This is a genomic window from Thermodesulfobacteriota bacterium, from assembly GCA_040755095.1.
Taxonomy (GTDB): Bacteria; Desulfobacterota; Desulfobulbia; order Desulfobulbales; family JBFMBH01; genus JBFMBH01.
On sequence record JBFMBH010000083.1, the window covers coordinates 1 to 19,253 of the forward strand.

Annotated in this window: 20 protein-coding genes and 1 tRNA gene; 12 read left to right on the forward strand and 9 right to left on the reverse strand. The window is 70.2% G+C overall.

The features are described from left to right. Nucleotides 1-1,523: tetratricopeptide repeat protein (locus tag AB1634_12585; GenBank protein MEW6220354.1), on the forward strand; the 1,523-nt coding region annotated here is incomplete at its 5' end. 1 nt (nucleotide 1,524) lies between these two features. Here AB1634_12585 and AB1634_12590 read toward each other — a convergent pair. Continuing rightward, nucleotides 1,525-3,057: an AAA family ATPase gene (locus AB1634_12590; protein ID MEW6220355.1), complete on the reverse strand. Its 1,533-nt coding sequence runs from the start codon at nucleotides 3,055-3,057 to the stop codon at nucleotides 1,525-1,527. Nucleotides 3,058-3,241: 184 nt separating this feature from the next. Here AB1634_12590 and AB1634_12595 point away from each other — a divergent pair, with 184 nt between their 5' ends. Both AB1634_12595 and tsaE read left to right on the forward strand, forming a co-directional pair. Further along, nucleotides 3,242-3,703: a CBS domain-containing protein gene (locus AB1634_12595; GenBank protein MEW6220356.1), complete on the forward strand. Its 462-nt coding sequence runs from the start codon at nucleotides 3,242-3,244 to the stop codon at nucleotides 3,701-3,703. 3 nt (nucleotides 3,704-3,706) lie between these two features. Beyond that, nucleotides 3,707-4,189 (forward strand): tRNA (adenosine(37)-N6)-threonylcarbamoyltransferase complex ATPase subunit type 1 TsaE, encoded by a 483-nt coding sequence (gene tsaE / locus AB1634_12600; protein MEW6220357.1) that lies wholly within the window; start codon nucleotides 3,707-3,709, stop codon nucleotides 4,187-4,189. Nucleotides 4,190-4,303: 114 nt separating this feature from the next. Here tsaE and AB1634_12605 read toward each other — a convergent pair whose 3' ends face one another. Together AB1634_12605 and purD are read right to left on the reverse strand one after the other, a co-directional pair. Continuing rightward, complete coding sequence (locus AB1634_12605; protein ID MEW6220358.1) at nucleotides 4,304-4,936, reverse strand: L-threonylcarbamoyladenylate synthase; 633 nt, start codon at nucleotides 4,934-4,936, stop codon at nucleotides 4,304-4,306. After that, nucleotides 4,933-6,729, reverse strand: a complete 1,797-nt coding sequence (gene purD / locus AB1634_12610; GenBank protein ID MEW6220359.1) for a phosphoribosylamine--glycine ligase — start codon at nucleotides 6,727-6,729, stop codon at nucleotides 4,933-4,935. Before purD ends, AB1634_12605 begins: the two co-directional genes overlap by 4 nt. Before the next feature lie 217 nt (nucleotides 6,730-6,946). On the opposite strand from purD, the gene AB1634_12615 reads away from it, so the two are divergent. Together AB1634_12615 and AB1634_12620 are read left to right on the forward strand one after the other, a co-directional pair. Beyond that, on the forward strand, nucleotides 6,947-8,038 hold the full coding sequence (locus AB1634_12615; protein ID MEW6220360.1) for an ATP-binding protein: 1,092 nt from the start codon (nucleotides 6,947-6,949) through the stop codon (nucleotides 8,036-8,038). Between the two features lie 27 nt (nucleotides 8,039-8,065). Next, nucleotides 8,066-8,359: a hypothetical protein gene (locus AB1634_12620; protein ID MEW6220361.1), complete on the forward strand. Its 294-nt coding sequence runs from the start codon at nucleotides 8,066-8,068 to the stop codon at nucleotides 8,357-8,359. Here the strand turns inward: AB1634_12620 and AB1634_12625 are convergent. Both AB1634_12625 and AB1634_12630 read right to left on the reverse strand, forming a co-directional pair. Then, nucleotides 8,328-9,134 carry a methyltransferase gene (locus tag AB1634_12625; GenBank protein MEW6220362.1) on the reverse strand — a complete coding sequence of 269 codons (807 nt, stop codon included), beginning with the start codon at nucleotides 9,132-9,134 and terminating at the stop codon, nucleotides 8,328-8,330. The two genes, AB1634_12620 and AB1634_12625, sit on opposite strands and share 32 nt — an antisense overlap. Next, nucleotides 9,103-10,467, reverse strand: a complete 1,365-nt coding sequence (locus tag AB1634_12630) for a DUF1015 domain-containing protein (protein MEW6220363.1) — start codon at nucleotides 10,465-10,467, stop codon at nucleotides 9,103-9,105. The genes AB1634_12625 and AB1634_12630 overlap by 32 nt, the downstream gene beginning before the upstream one ends. 149 nt (nucleotides 10,468-10,616) lie before the next feature. Between AB1634_12630 and queD the strand changes: the two genes are divergently transcribed. From queD to AB1634_12645, 3 genes are all read left to right on the forward strand, one after another. Continuing rightward, a complete protein-coding gene (gene queD, locus AB1634_12635; GenBank protein MEW6220364.1) occupies nucleotides 10,617-10,988 on the forward strand; it encodes a 6-carboxytetrahydropterin synthase QueD in 372 nt (123 codons plus the stop codon). After that, nucleotides 10,978-11,637, forward strand: a complete 660-nt coding sequence (locus tag AB1634_12640; protein MEW6220365.1) for a radical SAM protein — start codon at nucleotides 10,978-10,980, stop codon at nucleotides 11,635-11,637. The genes queD and AB1634_12640 overlap by 11 nt, the downstream gene beginning before the upstream one ends. A gap of 113 nt (nucleotides 11,638-11,750) precedes the next feature. Next, nucleotides 11,751-13,715 (forward strand): class I adenylate cyclase, encoded by a 1,965-nt coding sequence (locus tag AB1634_12645; protein ID MEW6220366.1) that lies wholly within the window; start codon nucleotides 11,751-11,753, stop codon nucleotides 13,713-13,715. Between the two features lie 171 nt (nucleotides 13,716-13,886). On the opposite strand, the gene AB1634_12650 is transcribed toward AB1634_12645, so the two are convergent. The 3 genes from AB1634_12650 to AB1634_12660 form a co-directional block, all read right to left on the reverse strand. Then, entirely contained in the window at nucleotides 13,887-14,066 is a 180-nt protein-coding gene (locus tag AB1634_12650; GenBank protein MEW6220367.1) for a hypothetical protein, read from the reverse strand. An 82-nt stretch (nucleotides 14,067-14,148) separates the two neighbouring features. Further along, nucleotides 14,149-14,937, reverse strand: a complete 789-nt coding sequence (locus AB1634_12655; GenBank protein MEW6220368.1) for a MotA/TolQ/ExbB proton channel family protein — start codon at nucleotides 14,935-14,937, stop codon at nucleotides 14,149-14,151. Nucleotides 14,938-14,953: 16 nt separating this feature from the next. Further along, nucleotides 14,954-15,682 (reverse strand): hypothetical protein, encoded by a 729-nt coding sequence (locus AB1634_12660; protein ID MEW6220369.1) that lies wholly within the window; start codon nucleotides 15,680-15,682, stop codon nucleotides 14,954-14,956. A gap of 161 nt (nucleotides 15,683-15,843) precedes the next feature. Here AB1634_12660 and AB1634_12665 point away from each other — a divergent pair, with 161 nt between their 5' ends. After that, nucleotides 15,844-16,176, forward strand: a complete 333-nt coding sequence (locus AB1634_12665) for a cytochrome C (protein MEW6220370.1) — start codon at nucleotides 15,844-15,846, stop codon at nucleotides 16,174-16,176. Between the two features lie 74 nt (nucleotides 16,177-16,250). On the opposite strand, the gene AB1634_12670 is transcribed toward AB1634_12665, so the two are convergent. Then, entirely contained in the window at nucleotides 16,251-16,808 is a 558-nt protein-coding gene (locus AB1634_12670) for a hydrolase (protein MEW6220371.1), read from the reverse strand. Nucleotides 16,809-16,944: 136 nt separating this feature from the next. Here AB1634_12670 and asnS point away from each other — a divergent pair, with 136 nt between their 5' ends. The 3 genes from asnS to AB1634_12685 all read left to right on the forward strand — a co-directional run bounded on the left by asnS (nucleotide 16,945) and on the right by AB1634_12685 (nucleotide 19,090). Then, entirely contained in the window at nucleotides 16,945-18,342 is a 1,398-nt protein-coding gene (gene asnS / locus AB1634_12675; protein MEW6220372.1) for an asparagine--tRNA ligase, read from the forward strand. Continuing rightward, nucleotides 18,342-18,923, forward strand: a complete 582-nt coding sequence (locus AB1634_12680) for a hypothetical protein (protein MEW6220373.1) — start codon at nucleotides 18,342-18,344, stop codon at nucleotides 18,921-18,923. Before asnS ends, AB1634_12680 begins: the two co-directional genes overlap by 1 nt. An 80-nt stretch (nucleotides 18,924-19,003) precedes the next feature. Beyond that, nucleotides 19,004-19,090: transfer RNA gene (locus AB1634_12685), tRNA-Leu, on the forward strand. Nucleotides 19,091-19,253 lie beyond the last annotated feature (163 nt).

Below are 19,253 nucleotides of genomic sequence, written 5' to 3' on the forward strand. Positions count from 1 at the left end.
CCGGCGCCGGCGGGCCGGCTGCTGCGCCACCAGGCCCGCCGGTGCCGGACAGCGGTCCTGATCTGGCGGCTATCCGGGAGCAGGCGGCCCGGGGCAGCGCCGAGGCCCAGAACAACCTGGGGGTGCTCTACACCCGGGGCCAGTGGGTGGACAAGGACGATGTCCAGGCCTTCCGCTGGTTCTCCCGGGCCGCGGAGCAGGGCTCCCTGGATGCCAAAAACAACCTGGCCTACCTCCACTTCCATGGCCTGGGGGTGGAGCGGGATCTCCAGGCCGCCTTTGCCCTCTGGCAGGCCTGCGCCGAGGCCGGGGACCGCAACGCCCAGAACAACCTGGGGCTCATGTACGCCAACGGTCAAGGGGTGGAGCGCGACCTGGCCCAGGCAGCGCTGTGGCTGGACAAGGCGGCCCGCCAGGGTCAGGTCAGGGCGCAGAACAACCTGGGGGTCTTCTACTCCACCGGCCAGGGGGTGGAGCGGGATCCGGTGGCGGCTGCCGAGTGGTTCCGCCTGGCCGCCGTGCAGGGAGACCACACCGCCCAGACCAACCTGGGGATCGTCTACGCCAACGGCCAGGGGGTGGAGCAGGACCTGGACCAGGCCCGGGCCTGGCTGGAAAAGGCGGCGGCCCAGGGGAACGACACCGCCCGCCAGGCCCTGGCTGCCCTGGACTCCGGGGCCGAGCCGCCGCCGGTGCCCGCTGCCGGCCCAAGGCCCCCCGCCGGCCCGCCGGACGCCTTGGCGCGGCGGCATGTGGCCGCGGGCCTAAGCCTTGCCGCCAACAGCCGCCTGGCCGAGGCCGCCGCCGAGCTCCGGGCCGCCCTGGCCCTCGATGCGGACAACCCGGCCATCCACGAGAACCTGGCTGTGGTCCTGGCCCGGGCCGGCCAGGAAGAGGAGGCCCTGGCCGCCCTGGCCGAGGCCATCCGCCTGGATCCGGAGGATGCCCTGAAGCACGCCAAGCGGGGCATCATCCTCCAGGGCAGGCAGGAGAAGGCCGAGGCCATGGCCGCCTACCGCCAGGCCCTGCGCCTCAACCCCGGCCTGGCCGAGGTCTATTTCAACCTGGGGCTGCTTCACAGCCAGAGCGGGCGCGCCGACCTGGCCGGCAAATGCGCCCTGGCGGCCAAGGCCCTGGGCTATGCTGGCGGCCGCGGCCTCGACGCGCTCATAGCCGGCTGGCCGGAGGCCGCCGGCTGGCCAGAGGCCGGCGCCGGCGAGCCGCATCTGCGGCGCCTGCTGGTGCGGGAGCGGGGCCAGGCCGAGGAGCTGCGGCAGCGTATCCTGGAGCGCGGGGACGATCTCGGCCACCTGACCGAGGAGGTGACCCCGGCGCCCTGGAGCCGCAATGGTGGCCATCTCGGCCCCCTGGCCAGGCTGACCCTGCCGCCGGCGGTGGCTGCGGCGGTGGCCGACCTGCCGGCCTATGGCCTCAGCCAGGTGGTGCCTTTGGGCGAGGGGTTCGCCATCTTCCAGGTGCTGCCGGTGTATCCGGAGATCCTGGCCGAGCCGGCGCCCCCCTGACTCAGCTGGCGGGGGAAGTGGCCGGGGCCGGGGGAAGGACAACGGCGCTGGCGCGGTAGAGGTCGGGCAGCTGTTGCCGGGCCGCCTCGGCGGCCGGACCGTCGGGAAAGGCCGCCTCCAGCCAGACCAGGAAGGTCCAGCCGCCACCGGCGCCGGGCTGGGGCACCAGCGCCAGCGGGGGAGCGGATTCGGGGTAGGCGCGGAGAAAGCGGTAGGCCGTGGCCAGGTCCGAGGCCGCGGCCACCTGCAGCCGGAAGACCCCCGGCGCCGGCGGCAGGGGCGGCTTGGCCGGCAGGTGCACCGGGGTGCCGCTCTTGAGCCGGCCGCTGTCGGCGATCTGCGGATTGGCCTGCCGCACCAGGGCCAGATGGGCCGGGGTGAACCGGCCGTACACCCGGGCGATCATCTTGGACAGAATGTCCCCCGCCTCCAGCTCCAGCACCCCCAGCTCCGCTGGCAGGGCCGGGGGCGCCACCGGGCCGGGCGGGACGACCGTCCCGGCCGTGGTGGTGACCGGGGAAGGAGCCGGGGCCGGGGCCGGCAGCGCCGGTTGCCGTGGGGCGGCCACCGGCGACGGGCCAGGGTGGCTGGGCGGCGCGGCCTGGCGGACCACCAGCTGCCCCGCCGTCAGGACGGCCAGCCCGCCCAGGGCCAGGATCAGGACCAGGACCAGGACCAGGACCAGGGCCAAGGCCGGCCGGGGCCGGATGAGCGGCATGGCCAGCCGGCGGCCACAGGCCAGGACCGCGGCCAGGGAAGCCTGCTCGGCGTCTTGCACCGCCAGCACCAGCAGCACCCGGTCACAAAGGGTGACCACCTGGCGCGGCACGCCACCGGACAGCCACCACACCGCCAGGGCGGGCAGCAGCCCGATCCGGGACGGGTCCTCGCCGCCGGCGCGTGCCAGGCGGAAGCGGATCAGCCGCACCGTATCCAGGGGCCCCAGGGGGGAAAGGTGGTGCAGGCAGGCGATGCGGTCGGTGAGATTGGCCCGCTCCCGGAGGACATGGCCCAAGGCCTCCTGGGCAAAGACCACGATCTGCAGCAGCTTGGCCTCGTTGGTCTCGTAGTTGAGGAGCTCCCGCAGGATCTCCAGCCCGAAGCCGGGCAGCCGCTGGCCGTCGTCGATGACCAGGGCGACCGTCCGGTCCAGACTCACCGCCTCCTGAAAGAGCCAGTCCTTGAGCTGCTCCTTCACCGCCCGGTCCGGCAGGCCGCCAGCCAATGGCGGCAGGCCGAAGGCACGCGCCACCGCGTCGAGAAAGGCCCGGGGCGAGGCAGCGCTCGGCTCGGCGAGCAGGTGGACAGCCATGGCCGGACCGTCCCGGTCAAGGTCCCGGAGAAGCCGCCGGCAGACGGTGGTCTTGCCGACCCCCACCGGGCCCAGGACCACCGCCAGCCCCCGGCGCAGCCGCAGATGGAGCTCCAGATCCTGCAGCACGGCCACCTGGCCGGGGGCGGGGTAGAACAGCTCGGGGTCCGGGTGGTTGCCGAAGGGCTCCCGGGACAGGGCAAAGGCAGGCTCGCGGCTCATGGCTGCTCCCGCGGCAGGGCAGCGGCGCCTCCGCCCTGCCGCTGTCCCCAAGCATAACGGAGGCGCCGCCGGGGCGTCAAACGAAAGCCCCTGGCCGGTGCACCTTGCCGGAGACAGCGGATTCCGCTATCATCCCGGTCGAGCGTCCCGCCCACCCCTTCATCCTTTGTCACGGAGATCCAGCATGCCAACCGCACGGGAGATCATGACCCCCCAGCCCATCACCGTGAGCCCGGACCTGCCCATTGAGCGCCTGGCCGCCGTCCTCTGGGAAAAAAGGATCAGCGGCGCGCCGGTAGTGGACGCCGACGGCCAGCTTCTTGGGGTGGTGACCGAGAGCGATCTGGTGGACCGGGCGAAGAAGGTGCACCTGCCCACCGTGGTGACGCTCCTGGATGCCTTTCTGGTCCTGGAGCGGCCAAGCAAGCTGGAGAGCGAGTGGCGCAAGCTGACTGCCAGCACGGTGGCGGACATCATGACCCGCCATCCGGTGACCGTGGACGGGGAGACCTCTCTGGAGGAGGTGGCCACCATCATGGCCGAGCGCCGGCTCCACACCCTGCCGGTGACCAAGGCCGGACGCCTGGTGGGGGTGATCGGCAAGGCCGACATCATCCGCACCCTGGCGCGGCCCGCCGGCTCCTAGTCCATGGCCACCCTGCGCCTGCCCCTGGCCGGCGCCGCCGACACCGCCCGCCTGGGCGCCGCCCTGGCCGCCCTGGTCAGGCCCGGCGATCTGGTGGCCCTGAAAGGCGACCTGGGGGCAGGCAAGACCTGCCTCACCCAGCACCTGGGCGCCGCCCTCGGTGTGCCGGCCTCCTGCCCGATCACCAGTCCCACCTTTGCCATCATCCACGAATACCCGGGCCGCCTGCCCCTGGTGCATATCGACCTCTATCGTCTGGAAAGCGAGGCGGCCATTGTGGCAACCGGCGTGCCCGACTACCTGAACAGCACCGCGGTGGTGGTGGTGGAGTGGTCCGAGCGCCTGGGCTCCCTGCTGCCGCCCGAGCGGCTGGAGATCGAGCTGCGCTACCAGGAGGGGGGAGGCCGCCAGGCGATCCTGACCGCCCAGGGCCACGATTGGCCGGAGCGCCTGACCCGGCTGGCCCAGGCCCTGGAGGCTGGCTGAGTCTGCGGGGGTCGGGGAGCCCGTGGCGCCGCCGCGGGCCATAGGACCTATGGGACCTATAGGACCTATGGGGTCAGTCCCATAGGTCCCCTGAGTCCTATTGGTCCTATGCTTCTATGGCTCCCACAGGCCACCCGGCGCCGCCTGGCCGCCACGGCCCAGAACCGCCGCTGCCGGGATCACCCCGGGGCGCACCACCTGCAGGCGGCCGGCAGCCAGGCCCACCACGGTGGAGCCGGCGCCGCCGGGGGTGGGGCCGCCGTCGAGAACGAGGTCCAGGCCGTCCGGGAAGGCAGCCCGCACCTCGGCGGCCGAGGCCGCGGCCGGCTGGCCGGTACGGTTGGCGCTGGTGGCGGTGATCGGGCCGCCGCAGGCAGCGGCCAGACTCCGGGCCAGGGGATGGCTGGACAGGCGGATCCCCACGGTACCGGTGCCAGCGGTCAGGGCGGCCGGCAGTTCCGGCCGGACCGGGAAGAGCAGGGTCAGGGGACCGGGCCAGAAGGCGGCCATGAGCGGCCGGAAGGGCTCCGGCACCGCGCTGGCCAAGAGAGCGATCTGCTCCGCCTCGGCGATGATGGTCAGGATGGGCTTGGCGGCTGGCCGGGCCTTGAGGGTGAACAGCCGCTCCAGGGCTGCCGGCTGCCAGGGGTCGGCCGCCAGGCCGTAGTACGTCTCGGTGGGATAGGCCACCAGGCCGCCGGCGGCCAGGATGCGGGCTGCGGCCGCCAGCACCGGCTGGCCGCTCATGGGCCCGGCGGCGGGCCCAGGGCGCGGGCCGCAACCTGGGCGGCTTTGGCGGCCACCGCCTGCGCCATGGCCTCCTTGGCGGCCGCCAGCCGGGCCGCCAGGGAGGCATCCCCCACCGCCAGGATCTGGGCCGCGAGAACCGCGGCGTTCCTGGCCCCGGCCTTGCCGATGGCCATGCAGGCCACCGGCACGCCGGGGGGCATCTGCACCGTGGACAGCAAGGCATCCAGGCCCTGGAGGCTGCCGCTGTCGATGGGCACGCCGATCACCGGCAAGGTGGTGTGGGCGGCCAGGACCCCGGCCAGGTGCGCGGCCATGCCGGCCGCAGCGATCAGCACCGCCAGCCCCCGCTCCCGGGCGCTTCCGGCATAGGCCGCGGCCCGGGCCGGGCTGCGGTGGGCCGAGGCGACGGTGATCTCGCACGGGATGTCCAGCTCGGCCAGGACCGCAAGGCTCGCCTCCATGACCGGCAGATCCGAGTCCGATCCCAGGACGATGCCCACCCGGGGCGCATGGGCCCGCTCCCGGGCCAGGGCCTTGGCGCCGATATCCCGCCGCAGCTGGCAGCCCTCCCAGCTGATCAGATCGACCGCGGCGTAGGCCTGGCGGATGGCCTGGCGCAGGGAGTCGCCGGTGGCGGTCACCCCCAGCACCCGGCCGCCGGCGGTGACCGTGATCCGACCCCGGCGGGCGGTGCCGGCGTGGAAGACCTGGACATCGGGCAGCCGGCCCGCCTCGGCCAGGCCGCTGATCCGCTTGCCCTTCTGGTAGGGGCCGGGATAGCCGCCGGCCGCCATGACCACACACACCGCCGGCCGGGGATCGATGTCCAGCTCGATCCCGGACAGGCGCTCCTCCACCACGGCGAGCAGGATCGCTGCCAGGTCGGTCTTCAGACGCATCAGGAGCGGCTGGGCCTCGGGATCGCCGAACCGGCAGTTGAACTCCAGGACCTTGACCGAATCGCCGTTGATCATGAGCCCAGCGTAGAGCACCCCCTTGTACGGGTGGCCCTCGGCGGCCATGGCCCGCACCGTGGGGATCATGATCTCGTCCAGGACCCGCTGGCTCACGGCCGGGGTCAGGACCGGCGCCGGCGAGTAGGCGCCCATGCCGCCGGTGTTGGGCCCCCGATCACCCTCCAGGATGGCCTTGTGGTCCTGCGCGGAGGGCAGGGGCAGCACCGTGGTGCCATCGGTGAAGGCCAGGAACGAGGCCTCCTCTCCGGGTAGAAACTCCTCCACCACCAGGCGGGAGCCGGCCGCGCCGAAGGCCTTGGCCTCCATGATCTGGCGCACCGCCGCCCGGGCCTCCTGTCGGTCGTGGCAGACCATCACCCCTTTGCCGGCAGCCAGCCCGTCCGCCTTCACCACCATGGGCAGGCGCTCCCGCTCCACGTGCCGCAACGCGGCTTCCAGGCTCCGGAACACCCGGCTGCCGCCGGTGGGGATGTTGTATTTGGCCATGAGGGCCTTGGCAAAGGCCTTGCTGCCCTCCAGCATCGCCGCTGCCTTGCTGGGGCCGAAGATCGCCAGGCCCCGGGCGGCAAAGAGATCGACGATGCCCATGGTGAGGGGCGCCTCCGGTCCCACCACGGTAAGATCGATCCGCTCCCGCTGGGCGAACCTGGCCAGGCCCTTGACATCGTCGGCGGCGATAGGCACGAGCGTTGCCAGCCGCTCGATGCCGGCATTGCCCGGGGCGCAGAAGATCGTCTCGACCAGCGGGCTTTGCGCCAGCTTCCAGACCAGGGCATGCTCCCGCCCGCCACTGCCGATCACCAGAACCTTCATCGCCATCCCCCCCTGCCTGTGCTCGCCATGGATGCCAACCCGCGTCAAAAATAGGAATACTTACTTGCTCGGCCCGGCCCTTGTCAAGAAAGACCGCCGGCCGGTTGCCGTAGGCGGCCGGCCGGGATATGATGCCTGCCAGGAAGCGGCCTGCCTGGCCCGCTCCCCCAATCCGGACGGCGTGCGACCGTCCCAGACCTTGCCACAGCGAGCACCCATGGCCACACCCGACGAGTCCACGGCACGGCCCGCCCTCCACATCCTGCAGCAGGCGGTCGAGAACACCAACGAGGCCTTTGTCACCATCGACGAGAGCCACCGGGTGGTGTTCTTCAACAAGGCGGCGGAGCGGCTTTTCTCCGTCTCCCGCCTGGAGATCCTGGGCCAGGATCTCAATCTCATCCTGGGCCCGGGCTGCAGCCAGGACCACCGCCTGGCGGTCCAACGCTATCTGGAGACCGGCGTCGGCCGCCTGCTGGGTCACGAGACCGAGATGACCGTCTGGCGCCGGTCCGGCGAAACCTTCCCGGCCTCCATCTCCTTTTCCGAGACCTGGGCCGATGGCCGCCGCTTCTTCACCGCCATCATCCGGGACCTCTCCGAGACCCAGGCCCTCCGGAACCGGGTGGCCCAGGCAGAAAGGCTGGCCGGCCTCGGCCAGTTCGTGGCCGAGATCACCCACGAGATCAAAAACCCCCTGACCCTCATCGGCGGCTTCGCCCGCCAGCTCCAGAAGGTGATGAGCCCCGGCGACTCCCTGGCCAAGCTGCAGGTGATCTCCCGGGAGGTGGAGCGCCTGGAGCGCCTCCTGGCCGAGCTGCGGGAAAGCTACCGGCCGATGGCCCTGGAGCCGGGGCCGGTGGATGTCAACATCCTCCTGGCCGAGATCGTCGCCCTGCTCACCGCCGACTGCGGCAGCAACCGGATCCGGGTCGAGCTGACGACCGACCCGGCCTGTTTGCCGGTGGCCGGCGACCCCCGGCGCCTGGAGCAGGTGTTCCTGAACCTGGCCAAGAACGCGGTGGAGGCCATGGTCAACGGCGGCCGCCTGCAGCTGGCCACCCGCTTTCTCGGGGATGCGGTGGAGGCCACGGTGGCGGACGAGGGCTGCGGCATCGCCGCCGATCTCCGGGACAAGGTCTTCACGCCCTTCTACACCACCAAGAAGGGGGGAACGGGCCTGGGCCTGGGCATCGCCCGCCAGATCGTCGAGGCCCACCCGGGCAGCTCCTTCAGCATGGAAAGCCAGGAAGGCCAGGGCACCACCTTCCGGATCCGCCTGCCGGTCTTCCGGCCAGCGGCCAGATAAGACAAGGCATCCACAGGAGAGACAAGCATGGCCGCAACCATCGACGAGATCACCATGCAGTACGAGGAGGATGGCCAGGAGCTGGTGCGGGAGCTGGACAAGGTGGTTCTGTCCAAGGGCTCCTGGACCACCATCCTCTTCCGGTATCAGGACTGGGACAAGGCCAAGAACGCCTTCAGCCCGGACCGCTACAGCATCCGCCGCTACCGCAAGAGCGGCGACACCTACCGCCAGCAGTCCAAGTTCACCATCTCCAGCGCCGCTCAGGCCAAAAAGATCGCCGAGACCCTCATGAGCTGGGCCGGGGATCAGGAAGACTGAGGCCCGGGCCGGAAGCGTAGCAGGCCGCCACCTCCGGCGAGTAGGCCCCACCCGGCCTGTCACGGATGACCAGCGGCGGCAGCACCCGCAGCCCTTCGCCACCCTCCTTCACCGCCTCCACCAGAACCAGCCGGCCCTCACCGCCGGGATGGCTGTGCACCGTGCGGAGCCGCTTCGGGGCCAGGCGCTGGGCGACCAGGCCAGCCAGGAGCCCGGCCAGGCGCTCGGCGGGGTAGATGAGGGCCAGCCGGCCACGGGTGCGCAGGGCATGGCGGCCGGCGGTCAACACCGCGGCCAGGGAGGCTTCGGTCTCGTGGCGGGCGGTCTCCTGGCCGGGGACCGGGTTGCGGCGGCCGCTGCCCAGGCGGCGGTAGGGGGGGTTGGTGACCACCAGGTCGAAGGCGCCGGCGGGGACCAACTGGCGGATGGCGGCGAGGTCGCCGCACCGGACCGCCAGCCGCAAGGCAAAGCCGTTGGCGGCCGCGTTGGCGGCGGCAAGATCAGCCAGCTCCGGCTGCAGCTCCAGGGCCAGGAGCTGTACCTCTGGCCAGCGCCGGGCCAGGATCAGGGAGACGACCCCGCAGCCGGCCCCCAGATCCAGGATCCGGTCCCGCCGGCGGGGCTGGCAGAAGTGGGCCAGCAGCACGGCGTCCACGGAGAAGCGGTAGCCGCGCCGGGGCTGGCGGCAGATCAGCTGGCCGCCGAACAGTCTGTCGGCGCTGATCCCTTCGGCATCCAGGCGATCAGCCGGGCAGGGTGATGGTCTCCCTGGCATCGAGGGTGCTCATGACCAGCCCGGTGAGGATCTTGGGGTAGAAGAAGGTGGACTTGTGGGGCATGGTGAGGCCGGCGTCGGCCACCCGTCGCACCTGGGCCACGGGGGTGGGGTTCATGAGAAAGAGCAGCTCCGAGCTGCCGTTCCCCTGCCCGTCCTTGACCGCCACGTCCAGGGCCTCGTCCGGGTCGCTGAAGTAGCGCACCAGGCCCTGGGCCTCGCAGGCGGCGCGATCCAGGCCCAGGGCCTGGCCCAGGACCAGCTCCGAGAGGACGACCACATCCAGCTCGCGCAAGGCCGGCGGCAGCTCCGGGGCCAGGGTGGCCCGGCCGGCGGCGGTGAGGCCCAGCAGGAAGGCGCGGTCGGCCACCGGGTGGTAGAGCCCCAGGAGCGTGGTGCTGCCAGCGAGCTCGTCCATGCGGTCCAGGGTCTCGGCCACCAGGGTCTCCCGGATGCCGCCCTGAAGCTCCTGGATGGAGAACCAGGGAGCGAGCCGGGCGAGAAGCTCGTCCACCCCGAGGTCACCCGACACCCGCACCAGGCGATGGGTAGGCAGGACGGCCAGGCCGGGATCCTCCATGGCGCACAGGTACATGGCCACGTGGTTGTATGGGCTGTCGGCCGCCAGACGGCCGGCCTGGTCCCGGATTTGGGAACGGAGCTGGAGGGCGGTGGTGTAGCGGTGATGCCCGTCGGCGATGTACAACGGCCGGCCGGCCAGGAAGGCGTGGATGTCGCGGACGGCCTGAGGGTCGGCCACCTGCCAGAGGCGGTGGCGGTTGCCATCCCGGTCGAGGACCGTGGCCAGGGGCTCCTCCGGCTGGGCAGCCGCCAGGCGGGTCAGGACCTCGCCTCCGGGGTCGCTGAAAAAGGAAAAGATTTGCGAGAACTGGGCCTGGCAGGCGGCCATCAGCCGCAGGCGGTCCGAGGTGACCTCGCCGAAGGTCCTCTCGTGGGGCCGGACGATACCCTCATGCAGCTCCGCCAGCCGCACCAGGGCCACAACGCCCCGCCGGGTCAGACGCCGGCCGTTGGGATGGGTGTAATCGATGTGGTACGGATAGAGACCGGGCCGGGCATCCCGGAGCAGCACCTGGTCCGCCTGCCAGCGATCCAACGTGTCCCGAGCCCGGACGTAGCGCTCCGGGTCCGCGCCGGCCCGGGCCGAGCCCTTGTCCAGGTCGAGATGCACCATGTTGTACGGATGCTGGGCTGCCAGCGCGGCCTGGGCCGCCGGGTCGATGACGTCGTACGGCGGCGTCACCACCGCCTGCAGGCTGGGCACCCGGGCCGGATTGAAGCGCAGGCCGCGGAACGGGGCGATGAAGGCCATGGATCTCCTCGATGAAGGCCCTTGACGGCCGGGGGAAAGGCGAAGCATATTGCACAGCACCGCTGCGGGGCTTCCGGCCGGTAGCCGGGGCCGCAAGTGGAGGATGAGCATACCTGCTTTCGCCCAAAAACGCCAACGCCGAGCCGCCCATGTTCGAGATCTTCGTGACTGCCAGCTTTGCCGCCGGCCACCACCTCCGCAACTATCCGGGCAACTGCGAGCATCCCCATGGCCACAACTGGGAGGTGCGGGTGGCGGTCCTGGCCCACAGCCTGGATGACCTGGGCATGGCGGTGGATTTCCGGACCGTCAAGGCCGCCCTCGGCCAGGTGCTCGCGGACCTGGACCACCGCAATCTCAACGACCATCCTGCCTTCACCCACCGCAACCCCTCCTCGGAGAACCTGGCCGTCCACATCTACCAGGGACTGTTGCCCCTCCTGGCCGGGGAGCGGTACCGCCTGGCCAGCGTCACCGTCTCGGAGACCCCCAGCTCCGGGGTCACCTTTCGTGCCGACTGAGAAACCGCTGGCGGTCGCCGAGACCTTTGCCAGCATCCAGGGCGAGACCTCCTTTGCCGGCTGGCCGGCCTTCTTCATCCGCCTGGCCGGCTGCAACCTGCGCTGCCGCTGGTGCGACGCCCGCTACACCCACGAGGAGCCGGCCGCCCGGCTCACTGCCGTAGCCCAGCTCCTGGACGAGGTCTACGCCCAGCCCTGGCGGCTGGTGGTGATCACCGGCGGTGAGCCGCTGCTGCAGCCGGCGGTGCTGCCACTCCTGGCCGCCCTGGGCGAGGCCGGCTGCACGGTGCTCCTGGAGACCAACGGCAGCCTGGCCATCGCAGCGGTGCCGGCGCCGGTGGTGCGGATCGTCGACGTGAAATGCCCGGGCAGCGGCATGGCCGGCTCCTTCCTGCTCGCCAATCTCCGGGCGCTGCGGCCGCAAGACGAGGTGAAGCTGGTTCTGGCCGACCACGCAGACTACCAGTGGGCGCGGGACTTCATCCGCCGCCACCATCTCTGGACCAGGGCGACGGTGCTCCTGTCACCGGTGGCGGACACCCTGCCCCCGGGCCTTCTGGGGGACTGGATCCTGGCCGACGGCCTGCCGGTGCGGCTGCAGGTGCAACTCCACCGACTGCTCTGGCCGGAGCGGCTGCGGGGCGCCTGAGGCCTGGCGCCCCGCGTCGTTTGTGCCCTCTGACTCTTTGTGCCATACTGAAGGAGATCGAGGGCGCTTTTTCCCTGAGCGCCCTCTTGCCTTCTGGAGGACTGCTGCTGCCCATGCCCGTCTCCCTGGCCCAGCGCCTGGCCCGCTACGTCACGTACAACCGCAACCGCCTGGACCGGGCGATCGCTTTTGATCCGGACAAGGCCAACCTTTTCTTCAAGATCGTGCCTTTTCTCCTGCACACCAACCATCCGGATCTACCGGGCTACCTGGCGGACCCGGCGGCGCCTTGCGGTGTGCACGGCTTTGACCCCTTGTCCCTCAGCCGGGAGCTGTTCTGGCGCGCCTTTCCCGGTGCCTCTACCGGCGCCACCCAGCCGACCCCGACCGCCGGGCCGCCGGCCGTCCTCTCCCTGGCCACCGTGGGCTCCATCGGCACCATCGCCCAGACCACCAAATCCGACTGCGACTACTGGGTGACCATCGACGCCCAGGCCCTGGGCACGGAAGGAAGGGCTTTCCTGGAGCGCAAATGCCAGGGAATCGAGGAGTGGTGCGCCAAGAAGGGGGCGGAGGTGCACTTCTTTCTCATGGATGCGGCGGAGATCCGGGAGAACCGCTTCAGCGGCGACGCCGAGAAAGAATCGGCCGGCTCGGCCCTCAGGCAGCTCCTCAAGGACGAGCTCTTCCGCAGCCACATCCTGGTGGCGGGCAAAATCCTCCTGTGGTGGCTGATCCCGCCGGGGCTTTCCGACCAGCAGTACCGGGCCTGTGTGGCCAGGATGGAGACCGAGCCGGGCTTCGACCCGGGCGCCTTTGTGGATCTGGGCTATGTTTCCGGCATCCCCCGGGCGGAGATCTTCGGCGCCTGCCTGTGGCAGATGAACAAGGCCCTGGACAGCCCCTTCAAATCGGTGCTCAAGTTCGCCTACCTGGAGGTGCTCCTGCAGCAGACCGCCAGCCAGCTGCCCCTTTTTTCGGACAGCATCAAGTGCCTGGTCACCTTCCCGGACCTCCTGTCCCGGGAGGGTCAGGAGGTGCTGGAGCTGACCGAGGTGGACCCGTACCTGCTCCTGGCCCGCTCGGTGGTTTCCTTCTACCAGCAGCAGAGCCGGACGGAGACGGCGGACTTCATCCGCAAGTGCCTGTTCCTGAAGACCATCGAAGGCATGCAGTCCCAGATCAAGCGGGCGGCGCCGAAGAGCGGCCTGCCGGCCACCACGGCGCTCATGAAGCGCTGGGATCTCCTGCCCGAGGATCTGGGTCACTACCTGGCCTACCGGAGCTGGCGCTACCGGGAGCTGGTGGAGCTGGGTGGCACCATCCACGCCTATCTGGCCGACACCTACAAGGGCCTGCGGGAGATCTTCCAGAGCCTGGCCGCGGCGGAGGGGATCACCATCACCGAGCGGGACATCTCGGTGCTGGGCCGGAAGCTCTTCACGTTCTACGAAAAGAAGCCCAACAAGATCGAGTACATCAAGAGCCCGTCCCGGCAGGCCATGGAGCAGGAGCACATCTCGATCCTCATCACCAAGGTGGAGGGCCGGGTCATCTTCTACGCCTTCCAGGGCAAGCACGACCGCAAATCGATCCGGGACAAGATCGACTACGTCATCCGGCGGGAGGACAACCTCATCTCCCTGGTGGTCTGGATGGCCATCAACGGCGTCCTTTCCAGCCGCACCGAGCTGCACCTGTCCTCCGACTACTCGCTCCTGGACCTCACCGATATCCAGCAGCTGACCCAGGCCATCCTCCAGTTCTTCCCCACCCTGGCCTTCTCCCAGATCGCGGCCGAGGACCTGGTGAAGGCGGAGCGGGTCACCCGGGCCCTGGCGGTGGTCAACATGACCAAGCAGCCGGTCAAGGGTGCCAAGGCCATCCCGTCGAGCCTCATCACCGTCAACAGCTACGGTGAATACTTCATCCAGCACGTCACCACCGTCACCCAGCTCAAGAACCTCTTCCGGGTGCTGCTCACCAAGCATTTCGTCAGCCGCTGGAACAAGAACCTGGAGATCTTCCTCCCCCCCCAGCCCGAAGCCCGCCTGCTCCAGTCCATGCTGGAGGGCTAGCCCCTTTTCCGGCCCCCCGGCGGCTTTCCGCTTTTCCGGACAGACCTTTCCGGAAAAGCCAACAGGCCCGCCCCGTCGATCGTTTGACGGAGCGGGCCTGTTGGCTTTGCTGACCCCGCGGCATGCCCATGCCGCGGGTTTTGACGCCCAGGCGGAGCCTGGGCCAAGTGGTCAATGCGTGGTGGTGGTGGGGCCGGCGGCGGCCGGCGCCTGCCGCCAGCCCTCCACCAGGCCGAGATCATGGCCGTAGAGGGTGCAAACCTCCTCCAGGAGGACCTTGCGATCGGGCAGGGTGAGTCGGAAATAGATGGGACTCAGCATGAGGACGCTCAGAACATCTTGTCTGGTCATGGGGCACCTCCGGCATGCGGTCGTGGCCATATTCCCTCCCTGGCGTTGACCTGATAGTAAAGCACGATCCGTGCCAGATGCCTCAGGCGGCCGGTCCCTCGGGGCGGATCCGGAACCGCTCCTGGATCCGCTGCAACGAGACCAGGTTGGCGCTGCGCTGGGCCGGGGTGAGAAAGGAGATGAGCTTGCGCTCCAGAAGCCGGGGGTCCACCTCGGCGGCAATGGCCAGCACCCCTTCCATGATGATCTTCTGCAGCAGGAGCTCCCGGTCGGTACGCTCCCGGAGCCGATTGGCAGCGGGCAGCACCAGGAGGTGGGCCAGAAGAAGGCCGGTCAGGATGGGAGCCATGACCGCCGGCAGGAGGGCCACCAGAAAGGCCTTGCCGGCCAGGGCCAGCTGGGCGATGCAGCCTACCAGGCCAAAGGCGGGCAGGAAATCGGCCACCGCCCGCAGGGTCCGTTCCGACTCCTCGCGGCGGAAGCGGAAGAAATACATCTCGGTGGACAGGAAGTCCCGGATATGCTCCGCGGCCACCCCGTCCACCAGCAGGGAGAGGGCGCGGCGCAGGAAGAGGATCGTCGTCTCCCCTTCGTCCTCCTGCAGGGAGAGGATACCTCGGAAGCGGGATTTGACCGACAGGTCCACCAGGATCCCGACGATCTCCTCGGCATCCTTGAGGGAGCGGCCGTAAGCTGTCTGGAGCATCCGGCCGACGATCCACAGCCGCTCCGGAGGAAAAGCGATCATGGTGGCCGCTGCCGAGCCGCCCACCACCACCAGGATGCCGGCCAAAAGCGGCCCGGCCCACAACAGGCCCGCCACCGCCAGCGCCACGCCAGCCAGCCCCCCGAAAAAACCGCTGCCCCTCATGCCTGCCCTCCTTCTGTTAGAAGCCGGCTGCTCCATCAAGGCTGACCGCAAGCTCCAGAAAGCCGCCCCCCGCCGGCATGCCTTCGGCGGCACGGGTCGCTGCGGTCAGCCGGCCCGCCGGCAGCCCGGTGGCGGTCGCCGCCCGGGCGGCCCGGCCGGCCGCCAGCTCCAGGGGGCTGGTCCAGGCCTCGATGGCCAGGGGGGGCTCGCCGGCCTGCGCCACCACCAGGACCGGGCCAGCCGCCGCGGCCAGCACCCGTCCCAGCCTGGCCAGGGCCCGGTCGCCGGCCGGATTCAGCGCCACGGAGCCGGCAACAAAAAGAAAGGCGTGATCGAATTCGATGCGCAGCCGTGACCCGGCGACCAGCTCCACGGCTGCCCGCTCGTCGTCCATCTCCTGGTCCAGGGCGCGGCGCACCATGGCCAGGAGCTGGGCCGGCACCGGGGTGGCGGCCGGCGGGCCCACCGCCGGCGGCTCGACCAGGACCGCCTCCAGCATCGCCGCCAGGCGGCCCTCGCCCTCCAGGTCGTGACCGCCTGGCCCGCCGGCCCGGGACAGCAGCGCCACCACCAGGAGGATGAGCATCACCTGCCCGAAGGGCACCGGCCAACCGCTGGCCGGCCGCGGCTCCGGCCGCGGCAGCAGCGGATCCTGGGCCGGCATCCCCACCGGCGGCCGTCCGGCCCGCCGCCGCGGCCGGGCGCCGGCGACCGCCGTCCCCTCGCTGGCTCCTGATTCAGGCACGATCGCCTCCAGCCGAAAAAAAGGATTGCCCGCCGGCAACCGGTTGCATACAATGGCCACCATCGCAAGGCCACTGCCACACAATTACTCTTGCGTCCCGGTCACGGTCCATTGTCCCAAACAAGAGCCCCACACAGAACCTACGAAAGGAGAAGCCACGGATGAACAGCAAGGCGCTTATCATCGGTCTGACCATCGGCCTCGCTCTGCCTCTCGCCGCCATTCCCGGCATTGCCCAGGAGAAGGAGAAATCCTCGGTAGACTATGGCCAGAGGCTCTTCAACGACCCCACCCTGGGGGGATCCAAGAACGACAAGAGCTGCAACAGCTGCCATGCTGGCGGCAAGGGCCTGGAGAAGGCCGGAGCCCATCCGAAGCTCGTGGAGACCATCAACAAGTGCCTGGTCGGCCCCATGGAGGGTCAGAAGATCGATGGCCGGAGCGTCGAGATGCGCTCCCTCAAGATGTATATCCAGTCCCTCGCCAAGCCCTGACGCCCCTGCCCGCCCGTGACCGGATCATGAAGGGGCGGCGTACCAGCCCGCCCCTTCGCCTTTTCGGCCGCCCCTCATTTCAAGAACGGCAGCAGGGCCTTGAACTGGGGGGTGCCGGCCTGCCGGAGCAGCTCGTAGATGAGCATCTCGGTGGAGCCGATCACCACCCCCAGGCTGGCCATCCGCTCAAGCCCCAGACGGTGGCTCTCCGGGGTGCGGGAGGAGACGGCGTCGGCGATGACCCAGACCCGGTAGCCGGCCTGGCGGGCGCCCAGAGCGGTCTGGTAGACGCAGATATGACTCTCGACACCGGTCAGGATCAGGGTATCGATCCCGGCCGGCAGGCCGCCCACCCGCTGCCGGACCGCTACGTTGTTGAAGCAGCCGAACTCGGTCTTGTCGGTGACGGTCAGATCCCGCAGCTCGGCAGCCACGGGCGGCACCAGAGGACCGATGCCCTTGGCGTACTGGGTGGTGGGCACGATGGGTATCTCCAGGGCCTTGGCCGCCCGGATGAGCAGGACCGCGTTCTTCGCCACCCGCTCCTGTTCATGGATCACCGCCATCAGCCGTTCCTGGATGTCCACCACCAGAAAGGCACAACGGGCCGGGGTCAGGAATTCGAGGTCCACACCTTGGCTCCTTGCCGGAAGGGAGATCGGGCCGGCTGCGGCCGGCCGCCACGTCCTTCTTAGCGTATTCCGCGCCGAATGCAAATAGGGTATATTGGCCGCCACGCCTGACCGCTTCACCTCTCCCAGGAGCCCCATGGCCGATCTTCCTCCCCGCATTGCCGAGATCCTCACCGAGGCGCCCCTGGGCAGCGTGGTCACGGCCCGCGGCTGGGTGCGGACCCGCCGGGATTCCAAGGCCGGCCTGTCCTTCATCGAGCTGACGGATGGCTCCGCGGTGCGGGCCCTGCAGGTCGTGGCACCGGCCAGTCTGCCCAACTACCGTCAGGAGGTGAGCCGGCTGGGCGCCGGCTGCTCCCTGGAGGTGGAGGGCGCGCTTACCGCGTCCCCAGGGCAGGGCCAGGACCGGGAGCTGGTCGCCAGCTCGATCCGGGTGCTGGGCTGGACGGACCCGGCCCGGTATCCCTTGCAGAAAAAGCGCCACTCCCTGGAATTCTTGCGCTCGGTCGCCCATCTCCGGGGCCGCAGCAACAGCCTGGCGGCAGTAGCCCGCGTCCGCAGCCGGCTGGCGGCACTGGTGCACCGCTTCTTCCAGGAGCGGGGCTTCTTCCTCCTCCACACCCCCATCATCAGCACCAGCGACTGCGAGGGCGCCGGCGAGCTTTTTCAGGTCACCACCCTGGATCTGGCTGGCCACCCCCGGCCGGACGGCCAGGTGGATTACAGCCAGGACTTCTTCGGCCGCCGCGCCTTTCTCACGGTCAGTGGGCAGCTGGAGGCAGAGGCATACTGCCTGGCCCTGTCCCGGGTCTACACCTTCGGCCCCACCTTCCGGGCCGAAAATTCCCACACCAGCCGGCACCTGGCGGAATTCTGGATGGTGGAGCCGGAGATGGCCTTCTGCGACCTGGCAGCGGACATCGACCTGGCCGAGGCCTTCCTGGCGGAGCTGTTCCGCGGGGCGCTTGCCGCCTGTGCCGAGGAGTTGGAGCTTTTCGAGCGCTTCCTGGCCCCGGGCCTTACGGAGCGCCTGAACAGCTTTCTCGCCCGGCCGCTCACCCGCCTGTCCTACACCGAGGCGGTGGATCTTCTGGCCACTTCAGGCCAGACGTTCCAGTTTCCGGCAGCCTGGGGGGCGGACCTCAAGGCCGAGCACGAGCGCTTCCTCACCGAGGAGATCGTGCACGGCCCGGTGGCGGTGACCGATTATCCGGCCGCCATCAAGCCCTTCTACATGCGGCTCAACGACGACGGCCGCACGGTGGCGGCGGTGGACATCCTTCTGCCGGGCATCGGCGAGATCATTGGCGGCAGCCAGCGGGAGGAGCGCCTGCCGGTCCTGGAGGCCAGGCTGGCCGCCCAGGGCCTGCCCCGGCCGGAGTACGAATGGTACCTGGATCTGCGGCGCTTCGGCTCGGTGCCCCACGCCGGCTTCGGTCTCGGCTTCGAGCGGCTTGTCCAGGTGGTGACCGGCATGACCAACATCCGCGACGTCATCCCCTTCCCCCGGGTTCCGGGCACAGCCGGCTTCTGATGGCCCTTCCCCCGCATCTCGCCGGCCGGCTGGCCAGCCTGTACGCCGAGATGGAGGCCGCCTACGACCGGGTCGCCGGGGCCACGGCCTTCTCCTGCACCGGCTGTCCGGACAACTGCTGCGACTCCTACTTCCAGCACCACACCTACCTGGAATGGGCCTACGCCTGGCAGGGGCTGGCGGCCCAGCCCCCGGAGCGGCGGCAGGCCATCCTGGCCCGGGCCCGGGAGATCGCAGACGCCACCCCGATCATCCTCGCCCGGGGCGAGCGCCCCCAGCTCATGTGCCCGGCCAACGAGGCCGGCCTGTGCACCCTCTATGCCCACCGGCTGATGATCTGCCGCCTGCATGGCGTGCCCTCGGTCCTCACCCGGCCGGACGGCAGTCGTCTGGCCTTTCCCGGCTGCTTCCGCTTCCAGGAGCAGGGTGCAGCCGGCCAGGTCCCGCCCCTGGACCGCACCGATCTCTACCGCCGCCTGGCCCGCCTGGAGCAGGAGCTGACCTGCTCCCATCGCCCGCCCCTGCCCCGGGTGCGCCTGACCCTCGCCGGGATGCTGGCCCAGGGTCCGCCCCCCTGCTGACGGCTGCCTGTGCGCCATGGCCAGGCCGGGGCTTGACGCCATCCCCGGACAGACGGTATACGGTGCACCATCGTCCTTGAGCCTGGGTGGCGAAACCGGTAGACGCAAGGGACTTAAAATCCCTCGCCCCCACGGGCATGCGGGTTCGAGCCCCGCCCCAGGCACCAGCCCCAGTTCCTCATCAGGGACAGGCATGGTCACTTCTGGATATTCGATAAGCAGACGCCGGCCGACGGTCCTCGGGAGGGCGCGGCCGACATTTTTTTTCGGATCAGCCGGACAACGACCACATTCGCGCTATGCACCTCGCGCCCGCGAGACGCCATTCTT